Raw genomic sequence first — 17,364 nt, 5'->3', positions numbered from 1 at the left:
GCGTCATCTGCCGCGCGCCCTTCGGCACGGTCAGGCTGAGGCTGTTGTCCTTCGCCTTCTTCTTCCAGGTTTCGGCGGACTTGATCCAATCCTTGGGCGGCGGATTGGTGGCGCCCCGCAGGAAGGTGGAGAGCAGCAGGAATCTTGCGCCCTGGTCCTCCGGCAGGTCGGCCCCGATCGACAGCCTGTCGCCTTCGGCCAGGCTGGGCACCTGCGCAATGGGCAGCACGTCCTTGCCCCGCATGACCGTGATGCGCAGGCCCGGCCCGCCAAGCTCGAACGGTGCGGGATCGGCCGCCCGCACCGATGCGGCCGACAGCGCGATGCCGGCGGCACCGCAAGCCCAGGGCAGGATCTTCCATCGGCTAGGCAGCGGCATAAGGTCCCGGTATCTTCCTGTCAGCGATCCAGATTCCGCTGTCCCACATCGGCTCCCCAATTCCAAGAGCGCGGGCGACGCAACCGGCTTTGCGACGAAGGGTCAGGATCGCGGGACGAGCAGGGTCAGCCCTTCGCCGAGGGCAGGATCATGGCGGCAAGGTCGTGCAGGCTGGGGAGCACCGCCGCGACCAATGCCCGTTCCGCGTCGGTCGGCGGGAGCAGGTCAGGCACCATCACGGTCGCGATGCCGGCCGCCGCCGCCGAACGCACCCCGGCATAGCTGTCCTCCACCGCCACCGCATCGGCAACCGCCACGCCCAGGCGCTTCGCCGCCAGCAGATAGGGTTCGGGATGCGGCTTGGGCCGTTCCACATCGTTGCGCGTCACAACCACGTCGAAATAGTCGAGCAAGCCCGCCTTTTCGAGGCGATGGCAGGCATGGGGCGCCTCGGTCGAGGTCGCGACGGCCATGGGAATGCCTGCTGCGGCAAACCCGGCCAAAGCCGGTTCGACGCCAGGCCGCTTCGGAATGGCGGCCTCCAACGCCGCCTCGAACAGCAGGTCGCTGTCGGCGTAGAACTGCTCCAGCGGAAAGTCCGCGCCGAAATGCTCCGCCAGCATCACCCGGTTCGCATCGCGGTGAATGCCGACCATGGCAAGCTGCAACGCCTCGGAAAAAGGCCAGCCCAGCGCGGCAGCCGCCTCCGCCATGGTGCGCCGATGCTCCGCCTCCGTATCGAGCAGCGTGCCGTCCATGTCGAAAATCACCGCCCGCACCGGATCGGGCAGGCGGCGGTTGAGGATGGCGGGTTCAGCGCTGGCGAAGGTCGACACTTTCATCGCGCCAATGTGGAGATCAAGCGGCTGTTTTGCGAGTGCATAAACCGCGCGGCCAGATGCAGATCATGCGCATGTGGCGGCGCGGCCTCACCCCCGTCCCGGTCAGGAGGGTTGCCGGGGCGCCGAATGTCCACCCTGCTGGAGCGTCGAATCCGCCTTCTGGACAAGCTCGTCCTTCTTTTCGCGCAGCGTTTCGGCCAAAGCGTCCTTCTGCTCGGCCGCCATGCCGCGCGCCTTCTCGCCCAGCGCACCCAGCCTTTCCTGTTCCGTCCGGCTGAGCGGCAGCACCGATCCCAGCGCCGCGCCGACCGCCGCGGCGATCAGGCCGCCGACGAAGGGATTGTCGTCATAAAGGCTGCGCGCCCTTTCGGTGGCCTGCGTGGCCGCATGTCCGGCGACGTCGCGCGCCTGCCCCGAACCCTGCGCCCAGGCATGGCGCTTTTCCCGGAATTTGTCGGTCAGGTCGTCGAGCCGCTGGCGGAAGCTGCTCTCATCCTCATCATGCCGGCGTTCGAGCATCAGATAGTTGGCGCGTGCGGCGTCGCGGCGGCGCTGATAGGCGATCGCATCTTCCCCATCGCGAATCTCGATGCCGGACATATGGGCCACATAATCGCGATGGTGCGGATCGACATGGCGGTTGCCCGTGCCGGAGCCGAAGCTGGGGAATGGGGAGTCCTTGTCGCTGATCAGCCAGATCGTGCCGGCGGCGATCAGCCCAAGCGCGATGGGGTTGCGCCGCGCGCCGTCCAGCAGCGTCCGGGCGTCGACATGATGTTCATCCGCCTTGTCCAGCAGGGCATTGAACAGGTTGCGCGGCGTCAACCGGTCTCCGATCCTGTCGATCGTGCGGCTCATATCCTCCTGCGTGCGGCGGATGTCGCGCTCTATGGCGTCGGGATCTCGGTCAAGCGTGTCGGTCATGGTCTGTGCTCCGGATTGAGGTCGCCGCGCAGGGCGGAGGGTGTGCGTTCCAGCATGTGCTGCGTGCGTTCGGGCGCGAGTTCGGCGGCGCGAACCTTGGCCAGCGCCCCGCGATAGAGGATGAAGGCGACGATCAGGGCGACGATGCCGACGATCAGCGTAGCAAAGCCCAGATGGTCGATGGCGTCGGCCAGCAGATAGGCAAGGCCCATCAGCAATACGCCAAGCCCGGCGATGCCGACCACGGCCGCGACCGCGACCGAGCCGACGGCCAGTTTCACGCTGGTGGCGGATTCCCGCACTTCGGCCTTCAACAACGCGATCTGCTGTTCGGCCAGATGCGTTCCCTGCCCCATCAGCGCGCGGAGGAGCGAGGCTATGTCCTCGTCCCTGCCGCCGCCGGCTCCGGCGACGCTGGCGCGGTCCGGTTGCGGGTCGCTCATATCACTCCTCCCGTTCCGGAAGGCTGCACGGGCGTCGTGACGGTCGTATAGGGCTGCGGCTGGGGCGCCGGCGGTGCCATGGCGGCACCTGTGGCGCTGCCGTCCGCCTCCGCCCGGAAGATGCGGCTGGCGGCAAATCCCGCCGCCGCGCAGGCGGTCAGGAAGGTCACGGGATTGTCGCGGGCCAGGTGGCGGATGCTGCCGGCCAGTTCCCGGGAGTCCTTCTGCTCGATGGTTTCGGCAAGGCGCCGCATCTGCTGCGCGCCCTGTTCCAGCGTCGATCTGATCCAGGACGGCATCGCGCCCTCGCCCAGTTCGCCCGCTGCCCGGTCGAGCGCGGCGGAGACCGATTTAGCCTGATCGACCAGCGGGCTCTTGCGCGCGTCCACCTCTTCATGGAGGCGGTCGGTCGCGGCACTGGTCAGGTTTTCGGCATCGTTGCGCAGTTCGCTGCGCAAGTCGTTCCGATCATCGGATGGCGTCTGCATAAGTTCATCTCCTGGGCTGTACGGGATGAACAGTATGAAACTGGCGCGGTTCCGTGCCTTTTCCCCGATTTGCGGTGAATCGATATTTGGACGGACTGTCGAAAGATGATGAATATGGATAATCCTTCAGCGAAGATTTGGACTAACCCAATTTGGTAACTTGGGTTTGTCGATCTTCGCCCGCCCGCGTTCCCTGCGCGACATGATCCGCCGCCCAGGCGTTCCTCTGTCCCAGCGGGCGTTCGTCGCCTTCGGTCGTGTCGCGCGCCGTCTGGTGCTCCAGTTCCGAATTGAGTTCTGCGCCGAAGATCAGGATGTAGCTGGACAGATAGAGCCAGGTCAGCAAAATGATGACGGTCGCCAGCGATCCATAGGTGGCCCCGTAATTGCCGAAATTCGCCACATATATTCCAAAGCCGAGCGTCAGCAGCACCCACGCCGCCGCGAAGAACAGGGAACCGGGGGTCAGCCACATCCAGCGAGCGCGGTCGCGCGACGGACCGAAGCGGTAGAGCGTCGCCGCCGCTGCCGCCGCCGCCAGCGCGAGGAGGAGGTAGGACATGAGCCTGGACAGCATGGCAAGGACCGGCGAGGACGGCAGCCAGGCCTCGATATAGGCAAGGACGGTCATGGACAGCAGAGCGAATACGGCCATCGCGACGGCCCCGGCCGTGATGAGAAGCGCGAGCAGGTTCACCTTTACCAGGCCTCGCTTCTCCTCCTCTTCATAGGCGATGTTGAGCGCCGTCACGATCGCCGCCGCGCCATTGCGCGCGCTGAACAGCGCCAGCGCCAGCGCCACCAGCACGCCCAGCCCCTTCTTCCCGCCGGAGGTCTGGACGACATACATCAATTGTTCGCCGATGAAGCGGGCGATGTCCGTGGGCATGACCCGCGTCATCGCCGCCATGTTTTGCGTCACCGTCTGCGGATCGGCAACCAGCCCATAGGTCAGCACGATGGCGCCGAGCAGGGGCAGCAACGCCAGGAAGGCATAGAATGACACGCCCGCAGCGACCAGCCCGACATTGTCCGCCGCGCTTTCCTTCCATGTGCGCATGAGCACGTCCTTCCACGCGCCTGCGGGCATCCGCCAGGGCGAGGTCGCGTCCCGTCCCCTGCTCATGATCCGGTTCCTGCCGATCCGGTCGCGGGCATGGCGGCGGCTTTGCTGATGATGTGCATGGATGTGGAATGGACCGCACCCGGCATTGGTTCCCTGTTCGGCCCGCCATCCCGCCGGGCCGGCAGGCTGCGGATCGCAACGGGATGCGGCAGCGGCCTCCATCCGCGCGCCGCGATCGCCATCGCCTGCAAAGCTTCGCCATCGTCGACGCTGCCCACGATCTCCGCATGCGTCTGGCCGGGCAGAGGCTCACTGTGCCCGATGGCGGTGCGCCGCCGCTACAGGATCGGCTTGCCGCCGGTGACGGCTATCGTCGCCCCGGCCCTTGCGCCACATAGGTCAGCCGCCCTTCCGGTTGCGCCGCCGGGCGATCAGGGCTGCTCCATCGCCTCCCCCGCCCGGGCGGTGACCGCCGTGCCGATGGACGCGCAGATGATGAGGCCGATCGCGAACCATTGGGACAGCGTCAGCACCTCGCCCAGCAGGATCAGCGCCATGACCGCGCCGACGGCCGGCTCCGCGCTCATCAGGATGCCGAATGTGTTGGACGGCAATCTGGGCAGGGCGACCATCTCCAGGGAATAGGGGATGGCGCTGGACACGATGCCCACCGCCACGCCAAGCAGCAGCGCCTGCGGCGTCAGCAGCGCGGCACCGGCATGGACCAATCCCACCGGCGCGACGAGCAGGGTGGCGACAATCATGCCGCCGGCGGACGCGGCGGCTCCGTGCATGCGGCCTGCATGCCGGCCGATCAGGATATAGCCGGCCCAGCACGCGCCGGCGAGGAGCGCCAGCGCAATGCCGCGCCAGTCGAGCTGGGACGCCGCGCCCCAGAGCGGCAGCAGGCTGGCAAGGCCCAGCACCGCAAGGCCGATCCAGAGAAAATCGAGCTTCCGCCGGGAGGTAAGCAGCGCGACCGTCAGGGGGCCGGTGAACTCTATCGCAATCGCCAGGCCCAGCGGAATATAGGCCAGCGCATTGTAGAAGGAGAGGTTCATGACGCCCAGCACCACGCCATAGGCCAGCAGCGACCGCCAGCCCGCCCGCCAGTCCAGCCGCCACGGCCGGAACACCAGCGACAGGATCACGGCGCCGACGATGAGGCGCAGCGTCGTCGCCCCCTCCGGGCCGACGAGCGGGAACAGCCGCTTGGCCAGCGACGCGCCGGAAGTGACCGACAAAAGGGAGAGGGAGAGCGCTCCGAGGGCGACAGGATCCACGCGCGTGGAAAGGGGGCGGGGCGCGGCAACGCTGGACATGCAACACTCGAATATGGATGGACGGACGCGGCATAGCTATCGCAACGCATGCGATAAGTGCGTTCGATTTTGTCGCTTTTCCGATAAAATTTATCGCCTATTCTTTGAAGGCGATGAAAAACGATCTCCTCGATTCCTTCGACCGGAAACTGGTCGAACTGTTGCAGGCCGATGCGCAGCGGCCGGTCTCCGCCCTCGCCGAAACCGTCGGCCTGTCGCCGCCCGCCTGCTACCGCCGCATTCGGCGCCTGCGCGCGATCGGGGTGATCGAGCGCGAGATCGCCATCGTCAGGCCGAGGAATCTGGGCTGGCCCCTCTCCATGATCGTCCTCGTCTCGCTGGAACGCGAAAGCGCGCACACGATGAACGAGATGATGGAGATATTCCGCGACGAGCCCGAGATATTGGAGGCCTGGAACGTCACCGGGGATCATGACTTCGCGCTGCGCATCGTGGCGCGCGACATGGAGGGCTATGACGATCTGGCGCAGCGCCTGTTCGCCGCCAATGACCGCATCCGCACGTTCAAGACGCTGGTCGTCATTCGCGAGGTCAAGCCGCTCAGCCCGGTACCGGTCAACGGAGCGTGAAAAGGCCCGCCGCGTCCCTGATCAAGCCCTTTTCCGTGACATAGCCTGTGACCAGGCCGGCTGGCGTGATGTCGAAAGCCGGGTTGAAGGCGGGCGATGCGGTGATGCCGACGCGGGTCTGCGCGCCATGATCATCGGGGCCGGGGATGAAGCGTATCTCGTCGGAGGCACGCTGCTCGATCGGCACGGCCGCGCCGTCCGGCGTCGCGGGGTCGAAACTGCTGGAGGGAAGCGCGACGTGGAAGGCTATGCCATGCGCCTGCGCCGCCAGCGCCTTCAAATAGGTGCCGATCTTGTTGCAGACATCGCCATTGGCGGTTACCCGGTCGGTGCCGACGATGACCATGTCCACCCTGCCCTGCTGCATCAGCAAGCCGCCGGCATTGTCGACCACGACGCTGTGCGGGACGCCGTGGCCCGCCAGTTCGAAAGCGGTCAGCGCGCCCTGGTTCCGGGGTCGCGTCTCATCCACCCAGACATGGACGGGCAGGCCCTCGTCATGCGCGAGATAGATGGGCGCGGTCGCCGTGCCCCAGTCCACCGTTGCCAGCCAGCCGGCATTGCAATGGGTGAGGATATTGACCGGTTCCCCGCCCTTGCGCGCGGCGATTTCCCGGATGAGGGGCAGGCCGGCTTCGCCTATCGCCCGGTTCGCCGCGACATCCTCGTCGCAGAGGCGGGCGGCCTGTGCATAGGCCAGCGCCGTCCGTTCGTCGGCCGGGCGTTCCGCGACGGCGGCCCGCACCCTCTCCAGCGCCCAGCGCAGGTTGACCGCCGTCGGGCGGGCCGAGGCGAGATGGGCGAAGCTGCGCTCCAGCGACGCGGTGCTCGGGTCTTCGCGCAAGGCCAGCGCCAGCCCATAGGCGGCGACGGCGCCGATCAGCGGCGCGCCCCGCGTGGCCATGTCGGCTATGGCGTCGAACGCCTGTCCGGGCGTTTTCAGGACCAGCCGCTCCAACGCCCAGGGCAGGCGCCGCTGGTCGAAGATGCCGACGCTCCATCCATCCGGCTCCAGCCATATGGAGCGCGTGGCCCTGCCCTCCAGCCTCATGCGGGCGCCCTGTCCAGCCGGATTGCATGCGACACGGCGGCGATGCCGGGAAAGGCGGCGCGATCGACCAGCAGCCTGCGCGCGATCTGGAGCGCCCGGCGCTCGCAATCGGCGCGCAAGGCTTCATCCGCGATGCTTTCGAAATCAGCGACATGGGCAAGGCCGAGGATGCGCCGGATCATCTCGCAACCGGCAAAGCCCAGCGCGTCGGTCCAGATGCCGGCGAGCACATCCTCCATCGCCGCCGCGCGCAGATCGGCATCGCCCCTGGCAAGCGCATGCAGCGCGCCATGGTCCGCCTGGGGATCAAGGGCGTTCCCATACCCGGTGAAGCGCTTTGCAAAGCCCTTCCACAATGTTTCGGACTGGTCCAGCAGCCAGGGGTCGGGCCGCTCCGCCGGACGTTGGCCGGGCTGGGCGAGATAGGCCATCCAGAGATTGGCGAGCACCATGCCGACATCGAAGCCGATCGGCCCGTAAAAGGCGAATTCGGGATCGATCACCTGCGTATCGTCCGCCGTCACCATCACCGATCCGGTGTGGAGATCGCCATGCAGCAACGCCTCCGGCGCGGCGAGGAAGCGCGCCTTCATCCGCTGCGCGGCAAGGCGGAGGGGCACGTCCGTCCGGAAGGCGGCGACGATGTCCTCCAGCCCCCGGGTATGACGGTTCATGGGCGCGTCGAAATAGGGTTCGTCGAAGATCAGGTCCTCTGTTATCCGACACATGGCCGTATTGCCCAGATAGGCGGCGATGCGCGCCTTCTTGTCCACCACCGGCACGGCGAGGTCGGAGGTGAAGAACAGCGTATCGGCCAGGAATTCGGCCAGATGAATGGCAAGCAGCGGGTAGCGTTCCCCTTCGACCAGCGCGCCGCGCAAGGTGCGGTGGGGTTTGAGCAACGCCATCACCGTGAGCGCCATAGCATCGTCATGATGCAGCAGCGGGGGGACGCGCGCAGGCGCATGGGCGGCCTGATCGGCCAGGGCGAGACGCTCATAATAGGCGCGCGACAGCGGCAGCGGCCAGCTTTCGCCCACCATGCGCACATAGGGCAGCGCCTGCTTGGCGGCGACGCCCCCCGACGGCCCGGTCACCAGGAAGACGAGATTGAGATTGCCGTCCCCGACCTCCGCCACCGTCCAATCGCCCGGCCTGCCGCCCAGACGCTCGGCAATGGGGGCTATATCGGCCAGAAAGGGGCCGACGCTGCGTTCGTCCAGGGCGGTGTAGCTCATCGGCGATCCTCCTGCCATCCGATGGCGTCGAAGCTGTCGGCTATGGGAAAGCGGCTGTCGGCCGGTGCCCCGTCGCGCGCCAGCAGGGTCACGGCAAGGCCCGCCTCCGTCGCCGCCGCCAGTTCCTCCGGCGTGTCGGAGAGGAACAATATCTCGGCGGGCGGGCGGTCCAGCGCTTCGGCAATGGCGCGATAGGAGCGCGCTTCCCGCTTGCCGCCGACCGCCGTATCGAAATAGCCGGCGAATAGCGGCGTCAGGTCGCCATGATCGCTATGCCCGAAGAGCAGCTTCTGCGCCGCCACGGACCCCGACGAATAGACATGCAGGGCAATGCCCGCGTCATGCCAGCGGCGCAGCCCTTCGGCCGCGTCGGGATAGACATGGCCGGTGAAATGCCCCTGCGCATAGCCGTCCGCCCAGATCATGCCCTGCAATTGCTTGAGCGGCCCGATCTTGCGGTCGGCATCATGCCATTGGCGCAGAAGGGCGATGCAGGCCTGCCGGTCCAGGTCCGTGCCCGCTTCCGCGCGCACGGCATCGAATATCGCAGCCGCCGCGTCGGGATGATCGGTGAGGAAGCGCTCAAGCCGCGCACGGGAATAGGGGAAAAGCACGTCATGGACGAAGGCGATGCTGGACGTGGTGCCCTCTATGTCGGTGACGATTGCGCCCGGCCTCATGCCGCCCCCTGATAGAGGGGGAGGGCGCGGGCGATCTCATCGCCCGTGAACCGCGCGACCCAGCCTTCCGGCGTCGTGAACAGGCGGATGGCCGTGAAACGCGGCCGCTCCCCGGTGTCGAACCAGTGCGGCGTCCCTGCGGGCAGGACGATCAGGTCCCCCGCCGTGCATTCCAGCGCATGGACCGTGCCGCCGAAGCGAATGTAGAACAGGCCCGCTCCTTCGACGAAGAAGCGGACTTCATCATCGTCATGCACATGTTCCGCCAGGAATTTGGCACGCATGGCTTCGCGGTCGGGATGGTCCGGGGTCATCTTGACGATGTCGCAGGACCGGTAGCCGCCCCGCGCCTTCAGCCGCTCTATGTCCTCCGCATAGGCGGCCATGATCTCGGCATCCGCCGCATCGGGCGAGAGCGTCGCGCCCGCCTCCCACCGCTCAAGCCGCACGCCCGTCGGCTCCAGAATGGCGGCGATCGCGCCGTGATCGTCCAACCGGCCCCGCGCTCCATGAGGCGGGCTGTCGTCATATTGGATCAGACTGGTCATCGGCCCCCTCCCCTCAGCTTCATTTCTTCCCAGGCGCAGGCCAGCAGGAATTCGCACCCCTCCACCATCGCCTCGGCCGCGTCCAGCGTCGGCCCCCAGGCGTAAAGCCCGTGGCCGCGAATGTAGAAAGCCGGCACCAGCCGCTCCTGCGCCAGCAATATCGGCCGCAGCAGGGCGGCGAGCGCGGGCATGTCCTGGCTGTTGTCGACCAGTGGCAGGGTGACGCTCGCCTCATGGGTAGCGACGCCCGGAAAAATCTTGAGCAGCTCATATCCGGCCAGCTCGATCCCGTCCCGGCCGGCCAGCGCCCGGCTGAGGACCGTGCCGGCGACGGAGTGGGTGTGGAGCACCGCCCCGGCGGCGGGATCGACGGCATATATCAGGCAGTGCAGCAACGTCTCGGCAGAGGATAGACCCGCGTCGATGGCCGTGCCGTCCGCCGCCACGCGCATGAACTGCGCGGCATCGAGGCGCCCCTTATGCACGCCCGACCGGGTAATTAGGATCGTCCCGTCGGCCAGCCGGGCGGAATAATTGCCGGCGGTCGCGGGCGCCAGGCCGCGGGCATCCAGGCGGCGACCGGCCTTGGCAAACGCATCCGCTGGATCAGGTAAATCAGACACGGTGGCAGGCATATCCAGATCTGGAGAAAAGCGCGGTTCGGCGCGGCGCCGGTCATCCCTGTCGGACGTCCCGGCTGGACAAGGGCGTTCGGTGATCCTTCGATGACAAAGAACCATGGCGACCTTAGCGGGCGGAACGGAGGGCCGCAATCGGTCCTTTCGCGGCCCGGAGCGCGCGCAGCGTGAAACGATCGGCGGCCGCGCGGCCATCTCCCGTTCCGCCGGGCTCCGGCGACCGTAAAAACAGGCTTGCTCAACGCTTTATGAAATTATCTTGAGTGTCCTGCCGCCTCCAGCGTCTAAGGAGAATGGGCGGAGGCCAGCTTCTATAGGGATACGGAATGGAATATCGCACATTGGGATGCACCGGGATCGAGGTCAGCCTGATCTGCCTCGGCACCATGACATGGGGGCGCCCGAAACATCGATAGGCTATCTGATCGACCGCCGCACGACCCGTCATGATAGTTATGCCGTCAGCCTGCGCATCCGTAAACGGATCGAGGAGGCCTTTGGCTGGGCCAAGACCGTCGGCGGTATCGCCGGGCTCAAGGTCAGGGGCCTCGCCAGAGCAGAGGCCGCCTTCACCTTCCGAATGATCGCCTACAACCTCGTGCAACTTCCCAAACTCATCGCAAAGCCCACATGAAAGCCATCCAACACCCGGCTTGGCGATCAACGACACTGGCAAAACGCCAGTTTGAAACTTCATGTTGCCGCAGCTATCGCCCCAGGGAAGCGATTGAACTGCCAAATCCTGTTTCCCAAACGCAGGCGCCCGCCAGACGATGAGGTGACATGGGCAGAGTGGTCCACACATAACGTTAGTTTTTCCGACGGATTTTCATTGTTGAGGAGGTGCGTCGATGAAGAAGCAGCCGTTTTCGGTGGAGCAGATCGTGGCGGTGCTGAAGCAGGCTGAACTGGGTCTGCCGGTGGCTGATTTGATCATCCGTCAGCTCGGGATCTCGGAACAGACGTTTTGTCGCCTGAAGCGGCAATATGCGGGTCTGGAATCGGACCAGTTCCGCGAGCTCAAGCAGGTGGTGGTGGACGCGCGGCCCAAGAAGCTGGTTGCAGAACTGAGCCTCGACAAAGCCGTGCTGCAGGACGTCCTGTCAAAAAAGGTCCCCGGCCAGCGCTCATGAAGGAAGTTGTAGCCCATAACGTGTCGTCACACGGCTACAGCGAGCGTCGAGCCTGTGAGGTGACGCATCAGCACCGTTCGACGCGGCGTAAGCCGAGTACGCGCGATCCGCGCACGGCGGTTCGGCAACGGATACATGAGATCGTGGCGACGCGGATCCGCTATGGCTATCGACGGTGCGCGTTATGCTGAAGCGCGAAGGCTGGCAGGTCGGGAGGAATGTTGTTTATCGGCCATACCGCGAGGAAGGCTTGACGCTGCGCACCAAGCAGCCTCGTCGCCGCAAGATGGTCATGCACCGACAGGCGCGCTGCCAGCCCAGGCGGCCTAACGAAGCCTGGAGCCTTGACTTCGTCCACCACCAGCTCAGCAAAGGGCAGAAGTTCCGCTCGCTGACGGTGGTCGACGTGTTCAGCCGCGAGGCCCTGGCGATCGAAGTCGGGCAGCGCCTGCGCGGCGAGCATTGCCGAAGTGTTCAATTGGTTTGTAAGGCGCTTCGAAGCAGCCCGCCGCCAACCAGCGCTGCGTCTGTTGATACACGGTCGCCCAAGGCGGCAGGTCGTTCGGCATCCAGCGCCAAGGCGCGCCCCGTCTTCACGATATAGCGCAGACCATTGAATACTTCGCGCAGGCTGTGCTCACACTGCCCCGCATCCTCCCGTTGGAGCGTCAAATACGGTAAGATCAGCGACCACTCTCATCGGACATGTCAGACGGATAGAGCTTGCAAGACGCTCAGGAGCGAATTTCTTGCTCCGAGGCCGGTCGGTCCATTTTCTCATTTTTCAAAGCCTAAAATTGGCCGATTTCCGAACGACCGTCAGCGGAAAACAATTCGGGAAAGCTGGCTTCTATTCTTCTGCAAGATCAAAATTGCCAGTTCAGGCCGGCCTGAAACTGATGATTTTGCCCGCTACGGGCCAGGGCGCCTTGATAACCGAGATTGACCTGCAACCGGTCACGGATCGCGCCATGCAACCGCAATTCGCTGACCAGACTATCCTGTGCAATCGGCAGGCCGCTTACGGCGAAACGCTGGCCGTCAAGGGCAGCCTGAACCACCGGCAGTTGATCTCCGAAAACATGCTGCCAGCCCGCCGATGCGCGCACCGCGAGCCGAGCGCTTCCTACAGCCAGATCGAGGTCGCCGCGCGTGCCCGCGGTCGCGTAGCTGGTGCGCAGGGAATCCGCTTCCAGTTGCAATGCCGCCGCCGCGCCGCTTTCCTGCCCGCGACCGACATCCAGCCTCACATGCGCGATGCTGGCGAAGGGTTCGATCGATCCCGCCGCCGTCTCGATGCGATAAGCGGTCTCGCCGAACATCTGCGCGGTCGTTGCGCGATACTGGGTGGCGACACCGTCTGCAAAACCGGAAAAGCGCACGGAACGCTGGACCGCTACATCCTGCCAGGCGAAGGCCAACCCGCCCCGCAACGCCACCCGGCCCAGCATCCCGCCGCCGTAAAGTCCGGCGTGGTAGCTGTCCACATCCGCCTGCCCCTGTCCCCTCATGCGATCGCGGTTGTGGCCGCCGACCATGCCGAGGCGAAAGCTGCTGCCGGGTGCCTGAGCCTCAATGCCTATCAGTCCGCCCGACGAGCTTTGGTCGAACCGCGCGGCATTGCCGTCGCTGCGCCAATGGCTCCAGGCGTCGAGCGCCTGCCCCCAATAGATCAGCCCCGGACGGTCCGGGGTCGTCCCACGCAGTCGGTCCAGCGCCGCATCGCGCGACAGGCTGCTGTTCTGGATCAACGCGGCACGCAGCGAGGCATGAAATTCGCCGGACAGTTGATCGAAGGCTTTGCGCGCCGTCTCGGCATCACTCATCAACACGGCGTCCTGTACCTTGCTGCCTGCCGCCATCCTCTCCAGCGCCGCACCGGTCGCCTGCTGGTTCGAGGATGCGGCGACATCGCTGAACCGGACATCATTGCGATCCAACCTCAGCCTCACGCTGTCACGGCCGTAGCGGAGCTGAGGCGTCAGGAAGGCGTAGGTGGACGTAACCCCGTCGAACCGGCCCTGCACCCCGCCCTCCGCGAGCAGGATGACATAGGTGGAACTGGGCCGGTAATTGCCGCTGGCGCCGATATGGGCGACTGTGCCGCCGAGCGTCGCCACGCCGGTCACGATGATCGCATCCGCGGACGTGCCGAACGGATCGACCTCCACCTCATAGCGGCTTCCCGGCGCGAAGGTCAGATTTCCCTCGACATGAAGCTTTGCGATCCCAGGGCCGGGCGCGATCCTGCCGCCCGGAGCGACCCGGACGGAACCCAACGTCCCGCGGCCGGCCAGCATCGCGTTCGCCTCCACCGCAATCTGGCCGCCCAGCTTTCCCTCGACGATCAGGCGTCCGAACTGAAGCTGGGTGCTGCCGGTGAAGCCGGAGGAATCGCCATCGAGGGTCAACGCGCCGCCGCCCGCCTTGATGAACCGCCCGCTGCCGCCGATCCGGCCGGAATAGCGGCTGGCGCTGGTCTCCGCGAACTGGAGTTCCGCGCCCGGCCGCAGGTCGGCATTGCCTGTAAAGCGGCTCGCCGCGGTCGTCAGCCGTCCCTCTTCCAATCGCCAGTCGAGCGCGCTGGGGCCAGTGAGCGTCAGCACGCCACTGCTTCTTTTCACCATCGTCCCGGCGTTTCCATCGAGCGCCCGGATCGCGCCGCAGAAACTGCCATTCTCCCGCTGGTCGAACACTAGCGTCGCCGCATTGCTGACATTGCCGCGAAGCGCGCGGCTATTGCCGATCAGCGTGCCCGCCTCGACTTCGGTATCGCCCGTGTAGCTGTTGGCGCCGGACAGGATGAGCGTGCCCGCATCGCGCTTGACCAAGGTGGTGGCTCCGGCCAGGGGCGCGGCGATTTCGGCGGTCAGGCCGGAATCCCACAGGCTGCCCGCGCCGACGCGGATGACCGTGCGATCCCCTCCCGCCAATGTCAGTGTGCCTCCCGACAGGACATAGCCGCCGGTCGCGAACTGCAATCCGCCGGTTTTTACCGCCCCGGCGCTATTGTCGATCAGCACCTGCCCGCTATTGCCGGTGAAGATCGCAAAGCCATTGGCCTTTCCAGCCTCGTTGACGGTTCCGTCCTGCCCGGTCCAACTGAGCGCTCCGTTGCGCCAGACGCCGGGGCCGCCGTCCACCCGGCCGTTTCCATAGCGGGTCGGGTCGCCACCGTCCCAGAATTGCAAGGGCCGCGCCGCCGTGCCGGAAAGAAGATTCACTTGCCCCACCGTCGCGGTCTGGATCGAAAGGCTGCCGGCAGCTTCCCCGGGCGGCAGGGCACCGATCTCCAGCCCGTTGTCGGTGAGCTTGCCGCCATAGCTGATGAGCCGATAAAGCCCTTCACCCAACGGCGCGCCGTTGGAAACATGCAACGTGCCGTCCAGCGTCACATCGCCCGCTACATCGAACAGCGCCGGATCTTGCGTCGTCCCGAAACTGGCCTGGGTGATCGAACCGGCGCCAAGTACAAGACTTCCCATATGAAGCGTCGCGCCGGCCCTGCCCGTCAGGCGCCCGCCTGTGGCGATCTCCACGGCGCCGACCTGCCCCCCGCCGCTCAACATGCCATTCGCACCGACATGGAGCGTGCCGCCCAATGCGCCATCCACCCGCAGCGCGCTGTCGACAACTTCCGTGCGGCCGGAGAATGTGGACTGGCCGGTCAGGACGAGCATGCTGGCCCCTTTGATGTCGAAACGGCCATTACCCGAAAGAGCGTAGGGATAGACGGTTTCCGTCTCCGCCCCCTCGCCCGCGTCGAAGGTCAGCTGTCCCGTCGCGCCTATCTCGACATTGCCGCCAAAGCCGGCCGCGCGAGCCACCAGAGCGCCTTCTTCCACACGCCAAGCCAGATTATTGCTGCTTCCAAGGGTCAGCGTGCCTTCACCCCGTTTGATCATGAAGCCCCAGAAGCTGAACAGGCCGCTCACACCTCCGGCAAAGATTCCGTCTTTATTCTGATCGAAGATGACGGTGCCGCCATTTTCCAGATTGCCGCGGATCGAATCCGCGTTGCCGATCAGCGTGCCGCCATCGACGCGCGTATTGCCTTGATAGCTGTTCGCGCCGGTCAGGATGACCGTGCCGAAATCATTGAAGAACACGCCTCCGTTGCCGGTCAGTTCGGCCTCGATCCGCGTGGTCGCCCCCGCCGTTGAACGAATCGAGGTGTAGGCGCCACCATCGAGTTTCAGTTGCCCGCCGACGAGCCGATAGCCGTCCGTTAGAAAATGCATGCCGGTGACAGCCGGTACGCCGCTCCTGTCGTCGATCGTTACCGTGCCGGCGTGTCCCTGAAAAACGGTGAAGGCGGGGACGGGCCGCATCGGACCATTCACCGTGCCGCTGCTGTCGGTCCAGCTCGGGTCGGTGGCGCTCCAGACGCCCGAGCCACCGTCGATGACGCCATTCTCATGCTCGGCCGGATCGCTGCCGTCCCAAAAGCGCAGCGCCGGTTGCGCTTCCGCACTGTCGGGCAGCACCATCAATCCACCCACGACCAGCGCTGCGATACTATCGCTCGCCAGCCGTCCTGCTTTCGATACGGAATACGCAATCGCTCCGCGCCGTCCTTCACCTCGCATTGGCGTAACCCCTTTATTAAGAAGGCATTTTTATAGCCTCCTGAAGAGCTGTGACGACGCAATAGCTTTGCGCCATTATGTTATCATTCTGCGGGGGAAAGAGGGGTGATCGCCGAACTTGCCGCGAAGGCTGTTATCCCCGCCTCATCGCGAAGCGGAGAGGCGAAGACTTTGAAGAAGTTGGGACATGGTGCATTCGATCTTCTGAGCGCCGGCTTCATAGCCGGAATGCTCTTTGGCCGATCCCAGAACAGGATCCATGGGGAAGCTGCCGTTTGTTTGAACAGGCTGGTCCGCCACATGCATCCCAATCGTGCGCGCCCGTCTTGAGTTTACGATTCCCGCGCTTTTTCAGCCGAGTAACAATGGCGCAATAATATAGCAGATGATATATATCAAACTAGATATTTATGCCGTTTGTTATATACAATTAGTCTTAATTGATAAAATATATGTTCTTTAAAGGGACAACTTATTAATTTTAACCAACAAACATTGGTAACAGTTTTCTCCAAATTATATATGGTCCACCAGATCCGTCCGGATTTTTTTAACAGCGACAGACATGTTTGGGGGGCTAGGTTTCGTGGACAAAGGTTGACAGCAGGATCGGGCGTTGATTCAAGGCTGCCTTTTGGAGGTGGCGTTGGGCGAGCGTATTGGGCTGACGGAGGACGAGTGGGGGATCATCGGCACATTACTGCCATCTGAGCGTGGTCGTGGCTGTCGTCCAGCACAGGACAACCGGCTGTATTTCGAAGGCATGATGTGGATCGCCCGCACAGGTTCGCAATGGCGCCACTTGCCGGATGAATATGGCAAGTGGAACAGCGTTTTCCGCCGCTACCGGCGCTGGGTTACGACCGGGGTGTTCGAGGCGATGCTCGAGACACTGGGCGAAATGGTGGCTCGTGATGCCACTGCGGACATGATCGACAGCACCGTGGTCCGAGCACATCATTGTGCCGTCGGCATAAAAAAGGGACTCAGGAAACCGAGGCGCTTGGCCGATCGCGAGGCGGATTCAGCACAAAGCTCCACGCCCGCTGCGATGCCAAAGGCCGACCGCTCGGCTTTGTCCTGACGCCGGGCCAGAGCCACGATATCCAAGGCTTTGGCCCGCTGTTCCGTTTGATTGCTCATAAGATCGAGGCATTGTTGGCGGACAAGGGCTACGATGCAGATGCCATCCGCGAGGAATTGGCCAATGCTGACGTTGAGGCTGTCATTCCCGCCAAAAGCAATCGGCGCGATCCAATCCCACACGATCGCGAAAAATACCGTTGGCGCAATCTTGTCGAACGCCTCTTCAACAAACTCAAGAACTGGCGGCGTATCGCAACTCGATACGACAAAACCAAAGAGTCCTACCTCGGCTTCGTCAATCTCGTCTCAGCCCTGCAATGGATACCCTTTGTCCACGAAACCTAGTG

15 protein-coding genes and 4 pseudogenes (1 of these 19 only partly in view) are annotated in these 17,364 nt (G+C 64.7%); 5 read left to right on the top strand and 14 right to left on the bottom strand.

What is annotated here, in order from left to right; translation table 11 throughout:
- The 6 genes from LDB29_RS22380 to LDB29_RS22355 all read right to left on the bottom strand — a co-directional run.
- Positions 1–379: the start of a hypothetical protein gene (locus tag LDB29_RS22380; protein ID WP_257557951.1), read on the bottom strand. The gene continues 2,021 nt to the left of window position 1, outside the view; the window shows 379 of its 2,400 coding nt (coding positions 1–379); it begins with the start codon at positions 377–379; the stop codon falls past the left edge of the window.
- Between the two features lie 125 nt (positions 380–504).
- The gene (locus LDB29_RS22375) at positions 505–1,221 is read right to left on the bottom strand and encodes an HAD family phosphatase (protein WP_257557949.1); all 717 of its coding nucleotides are present in this window, start codon (positions 1,219–1,221) and stop codon (positions 505–507) included.
- Positions 1,222–1,323: 102 nt separating this feature from the next.
- On the bottom strand, positions 1,324–2,145 hold the full coding sequence (locus tag LDB29_RS22370) for a DUF3618 domain-containing protein (RefSeq protein ID WP_257557948.1): 822 nt from the start codon (positions 2,143–2,145) through the stop codon (positions 1,324–1,326).
- Positions 2,142–2,588: a phage holin family protein gene (locus LDB29_RS22365; RefSeq protein ID WP_257557947.1), complete on the bottom strand. Its 447-nt coding sequence runs from the start codon at positions 2,586–2,588 to the stop codon at positions 2,142–2,144. Before LDB29_RS22365 ends, LDB29_RS22370 begins: the two co-directional genes overlap by 4 nt.
- Complete coding sequence (locus tag LDB29_RS22360; protein WP_257557946.1) at positions 2,585–3,076, bottom strand: hypothetical protein; 492 nt, start codon at positions 3,074–3,076, stop codon at positions 2,585–2,587. The genes LDB29_RS22365 and LDB29_RS22360 overlap by 4 nt, the downstream gene beginning before the upstream one ends.
- Before the next feature lie 142 nt (positions 3,077–3,218).
- The gene (locus LDB29_RS22355; RefSeq protein WP_257557945.1) at positions 3,219–4,202 is read right to left on the bottom strand and encodes a YihY/virulence factor BrkB family protein; all 984 of its coding nucleotides are present in this window, start codon (positions 4,200–4,202) and stop codon (positions 3,219–3,221) included.
- A gap of 68 nt (positions 4,203–4,270) precedes the next feature.
- Between LDB29_RS22355 and LDB29_RS22350 the strand changes: the two genes are divergently transcribed.
- Positions 4,271–4,540 carry a hypothetical protein gene (locus tag LDB29_RS22350; protein WP_257557944.1) on the top strand — a complete coding sequence of 90 codons (270 nt, stop codon included), beginning with the start codon at positions 4,271–4,273 and terminating at the stop codon, positions 4,538–4,540.
- A 33-nt stretch (positions 4,541–4,573) separates the two neighbouring features.
- Here LDB29_RS22350 and LDB29_RS22345 read toward each other — a convergent pair whose 3' ends face one another.
- Entirely contained in the window at positions 4,574–5,464 is an 891-nt protein-coding gene (locus LDB29_RS22345) for an EamA family transporter (RefSeq protein ID WP_257557943.1), read from the bottom strand.
- A gap of 113 nt (positions 5,465–5,577) precedes the next feature.
- Here LDB29_RS22345 and LDB29_RS22340 point away from each other — a divergent pair, with 113 nt between their 5' ends.
- Entirely contained in the window at positions 5,578–6,054 is a 477-nt protein-coding gene (locus LDB29_RS22340; protein ID WP_044662929.1) for an Lrp/AsnC family transcriptional regulator, read from the top strand.
- Here the strand turns inward: LDB29_RS22340 and mtnA are convergent.
- From mtnA to mtnB, 5 genes are read right to left on the bottom strand one after another with little or no spacing between them, the layout of a single operon-like run.
- Positions 6,041–7,105: an S-methyl-5-thioribose-1-phosphate isomerase gene (gene mtnA / locus LDB29_RS22335; RefSeq protein WP_257557942.1), complete on the bottom strand. Its 1,065-nt coding sequence runs from the start codon at positions 7,103–7,105 to the stop codon at positions 6,041–6,043. The two genes, LDB29_RS22340 and mtnA, sit on opposite strands and share 14 nt — an antisense overlap.
- Complete coding sequence (gene mtnK / locus LDB29_RS22330) at positions 7,102–8,343, bottom strand: S-methyl-5-thioribose kinase (protein WP_257557941.1); 1,242 nt, start codon at positions 8,341–8,343, stop codon at positions 7,102–7,104. The genes mtnA and mtnK overlap by 4 nt, the downstream gene beginning before the upstream one ends.
- Positions 8,340–9,023, bottom strand: coding sequence for an acireductone synthase (mtnC, locus tag LDB29_RS22325; protein WP_257557939.1), 684 nt, complete (start codon positions 9,021–9,023; stop codon positions 8,340–8,342). Before mtnC ends, mtnK begins: the two co-directional genes overlap by 4 nt.
- The gene (locus tag LDB29_RS22320) at positions 9,020–9,571 is read right to left on the bottom strand and encodes an acireductone dioxygenase (RefSeq protein WP_257557936.1); all 552 of its coding nucleotides are present in this window, start codon (positions 9,569–9,571) and stop codon (positions 9,020–9,022) included. Before LDB29_RS22320 ends, mtnC begins: the two co-directional genes overlap by 4 nt.
- Positions 9,568–10,194: a methylthioribulose 1-phosphate dehydratase gene (gene mtnB / locus LDB29_RS22315; protein WP_257557934.1), complete on the bottom strand. Its 627-nt coding sequence runs from the start codon at positions 10,192–10,194 to the stop codon at positions 9,568–9,570. The genes LDB29_RS22320 and mtnB overlap by 4 nt, the downstream gene beginning before the upstream one ends.
- 439 nt (positions 10,195–10,633) lie before the next feature.
- On the opposite strand from mtnB, the pseudogene LDB29_RS22310 reads away from it, so the two are divergent.
- Positions 10,634–10,843 (top strand): annotated as a pseudogene (locus LDB29_RS22310) (transposase); the annotation flags it as partial.
- A gap of 217 nt (positions 10,844–11,060) precedes the next feature.
- Positions 11,061–11,850, top strand: a pseudogene (locus tag LDB29_RS22305) (IS3 family transposase); the annotation flags it as partial.
- Here the strand turns inward: LDB29_RS22305 and LDB29_RS22300 are convergent.
- Both LDB29_RS22300 and LDB29_RS22295 read right to left on the bottom strand, forming a co-directional pair.
- Positions 11,840–12,049, bottom strand: a pseudogene (locus LDB29_RS22300) (transposase); the annotation flags it as partial. The pseudogenes LDB29_RS22305 and LDB29_RS22300 overlap by 11 nt on opposite strands.
- A gap of 159 nt (positions 12,050–12,208) precedes the next feature.
- Positions 12,209–15,931: an autotransporter domain-containing protein gene (locus LDB29_RS22295; RefSeq protein ID WP_257557932.1), complete on the bottom strand. Its 3,723-nt coding sequence runs from the start codon at positions 15,929–15,931 to the stop codon at positions 12,209–12,211.
- Between the two features lie 640 nt (positions 15,932–16,571).
- On the opposite strand from LDB29_RS22295, the pseudogene LDB29_RS29440 reads away from it, so the two are divergent.
- Positions 16,572–17,362 (top strand): annotated as a pseudogene (locus LDB29_RS29440) (IS5 family transposase).
- Positions 17,363–17,364 lie beyond the last annotated feature (2 nt).

This window comes from Sphingobium sp. CFD-2 (assembly GCF_024611135.1).
Taxonomy (GTDB): Bacteria; Pseudomonadota; Alphaproteobacteria; order Sphingomonadales; family Sphingomonadaceae; genus Sphingobium; species Sphingobium fuliginis.
This window is presented reverse-complemented; position numbering and strand designations above follow the sequence as displayed.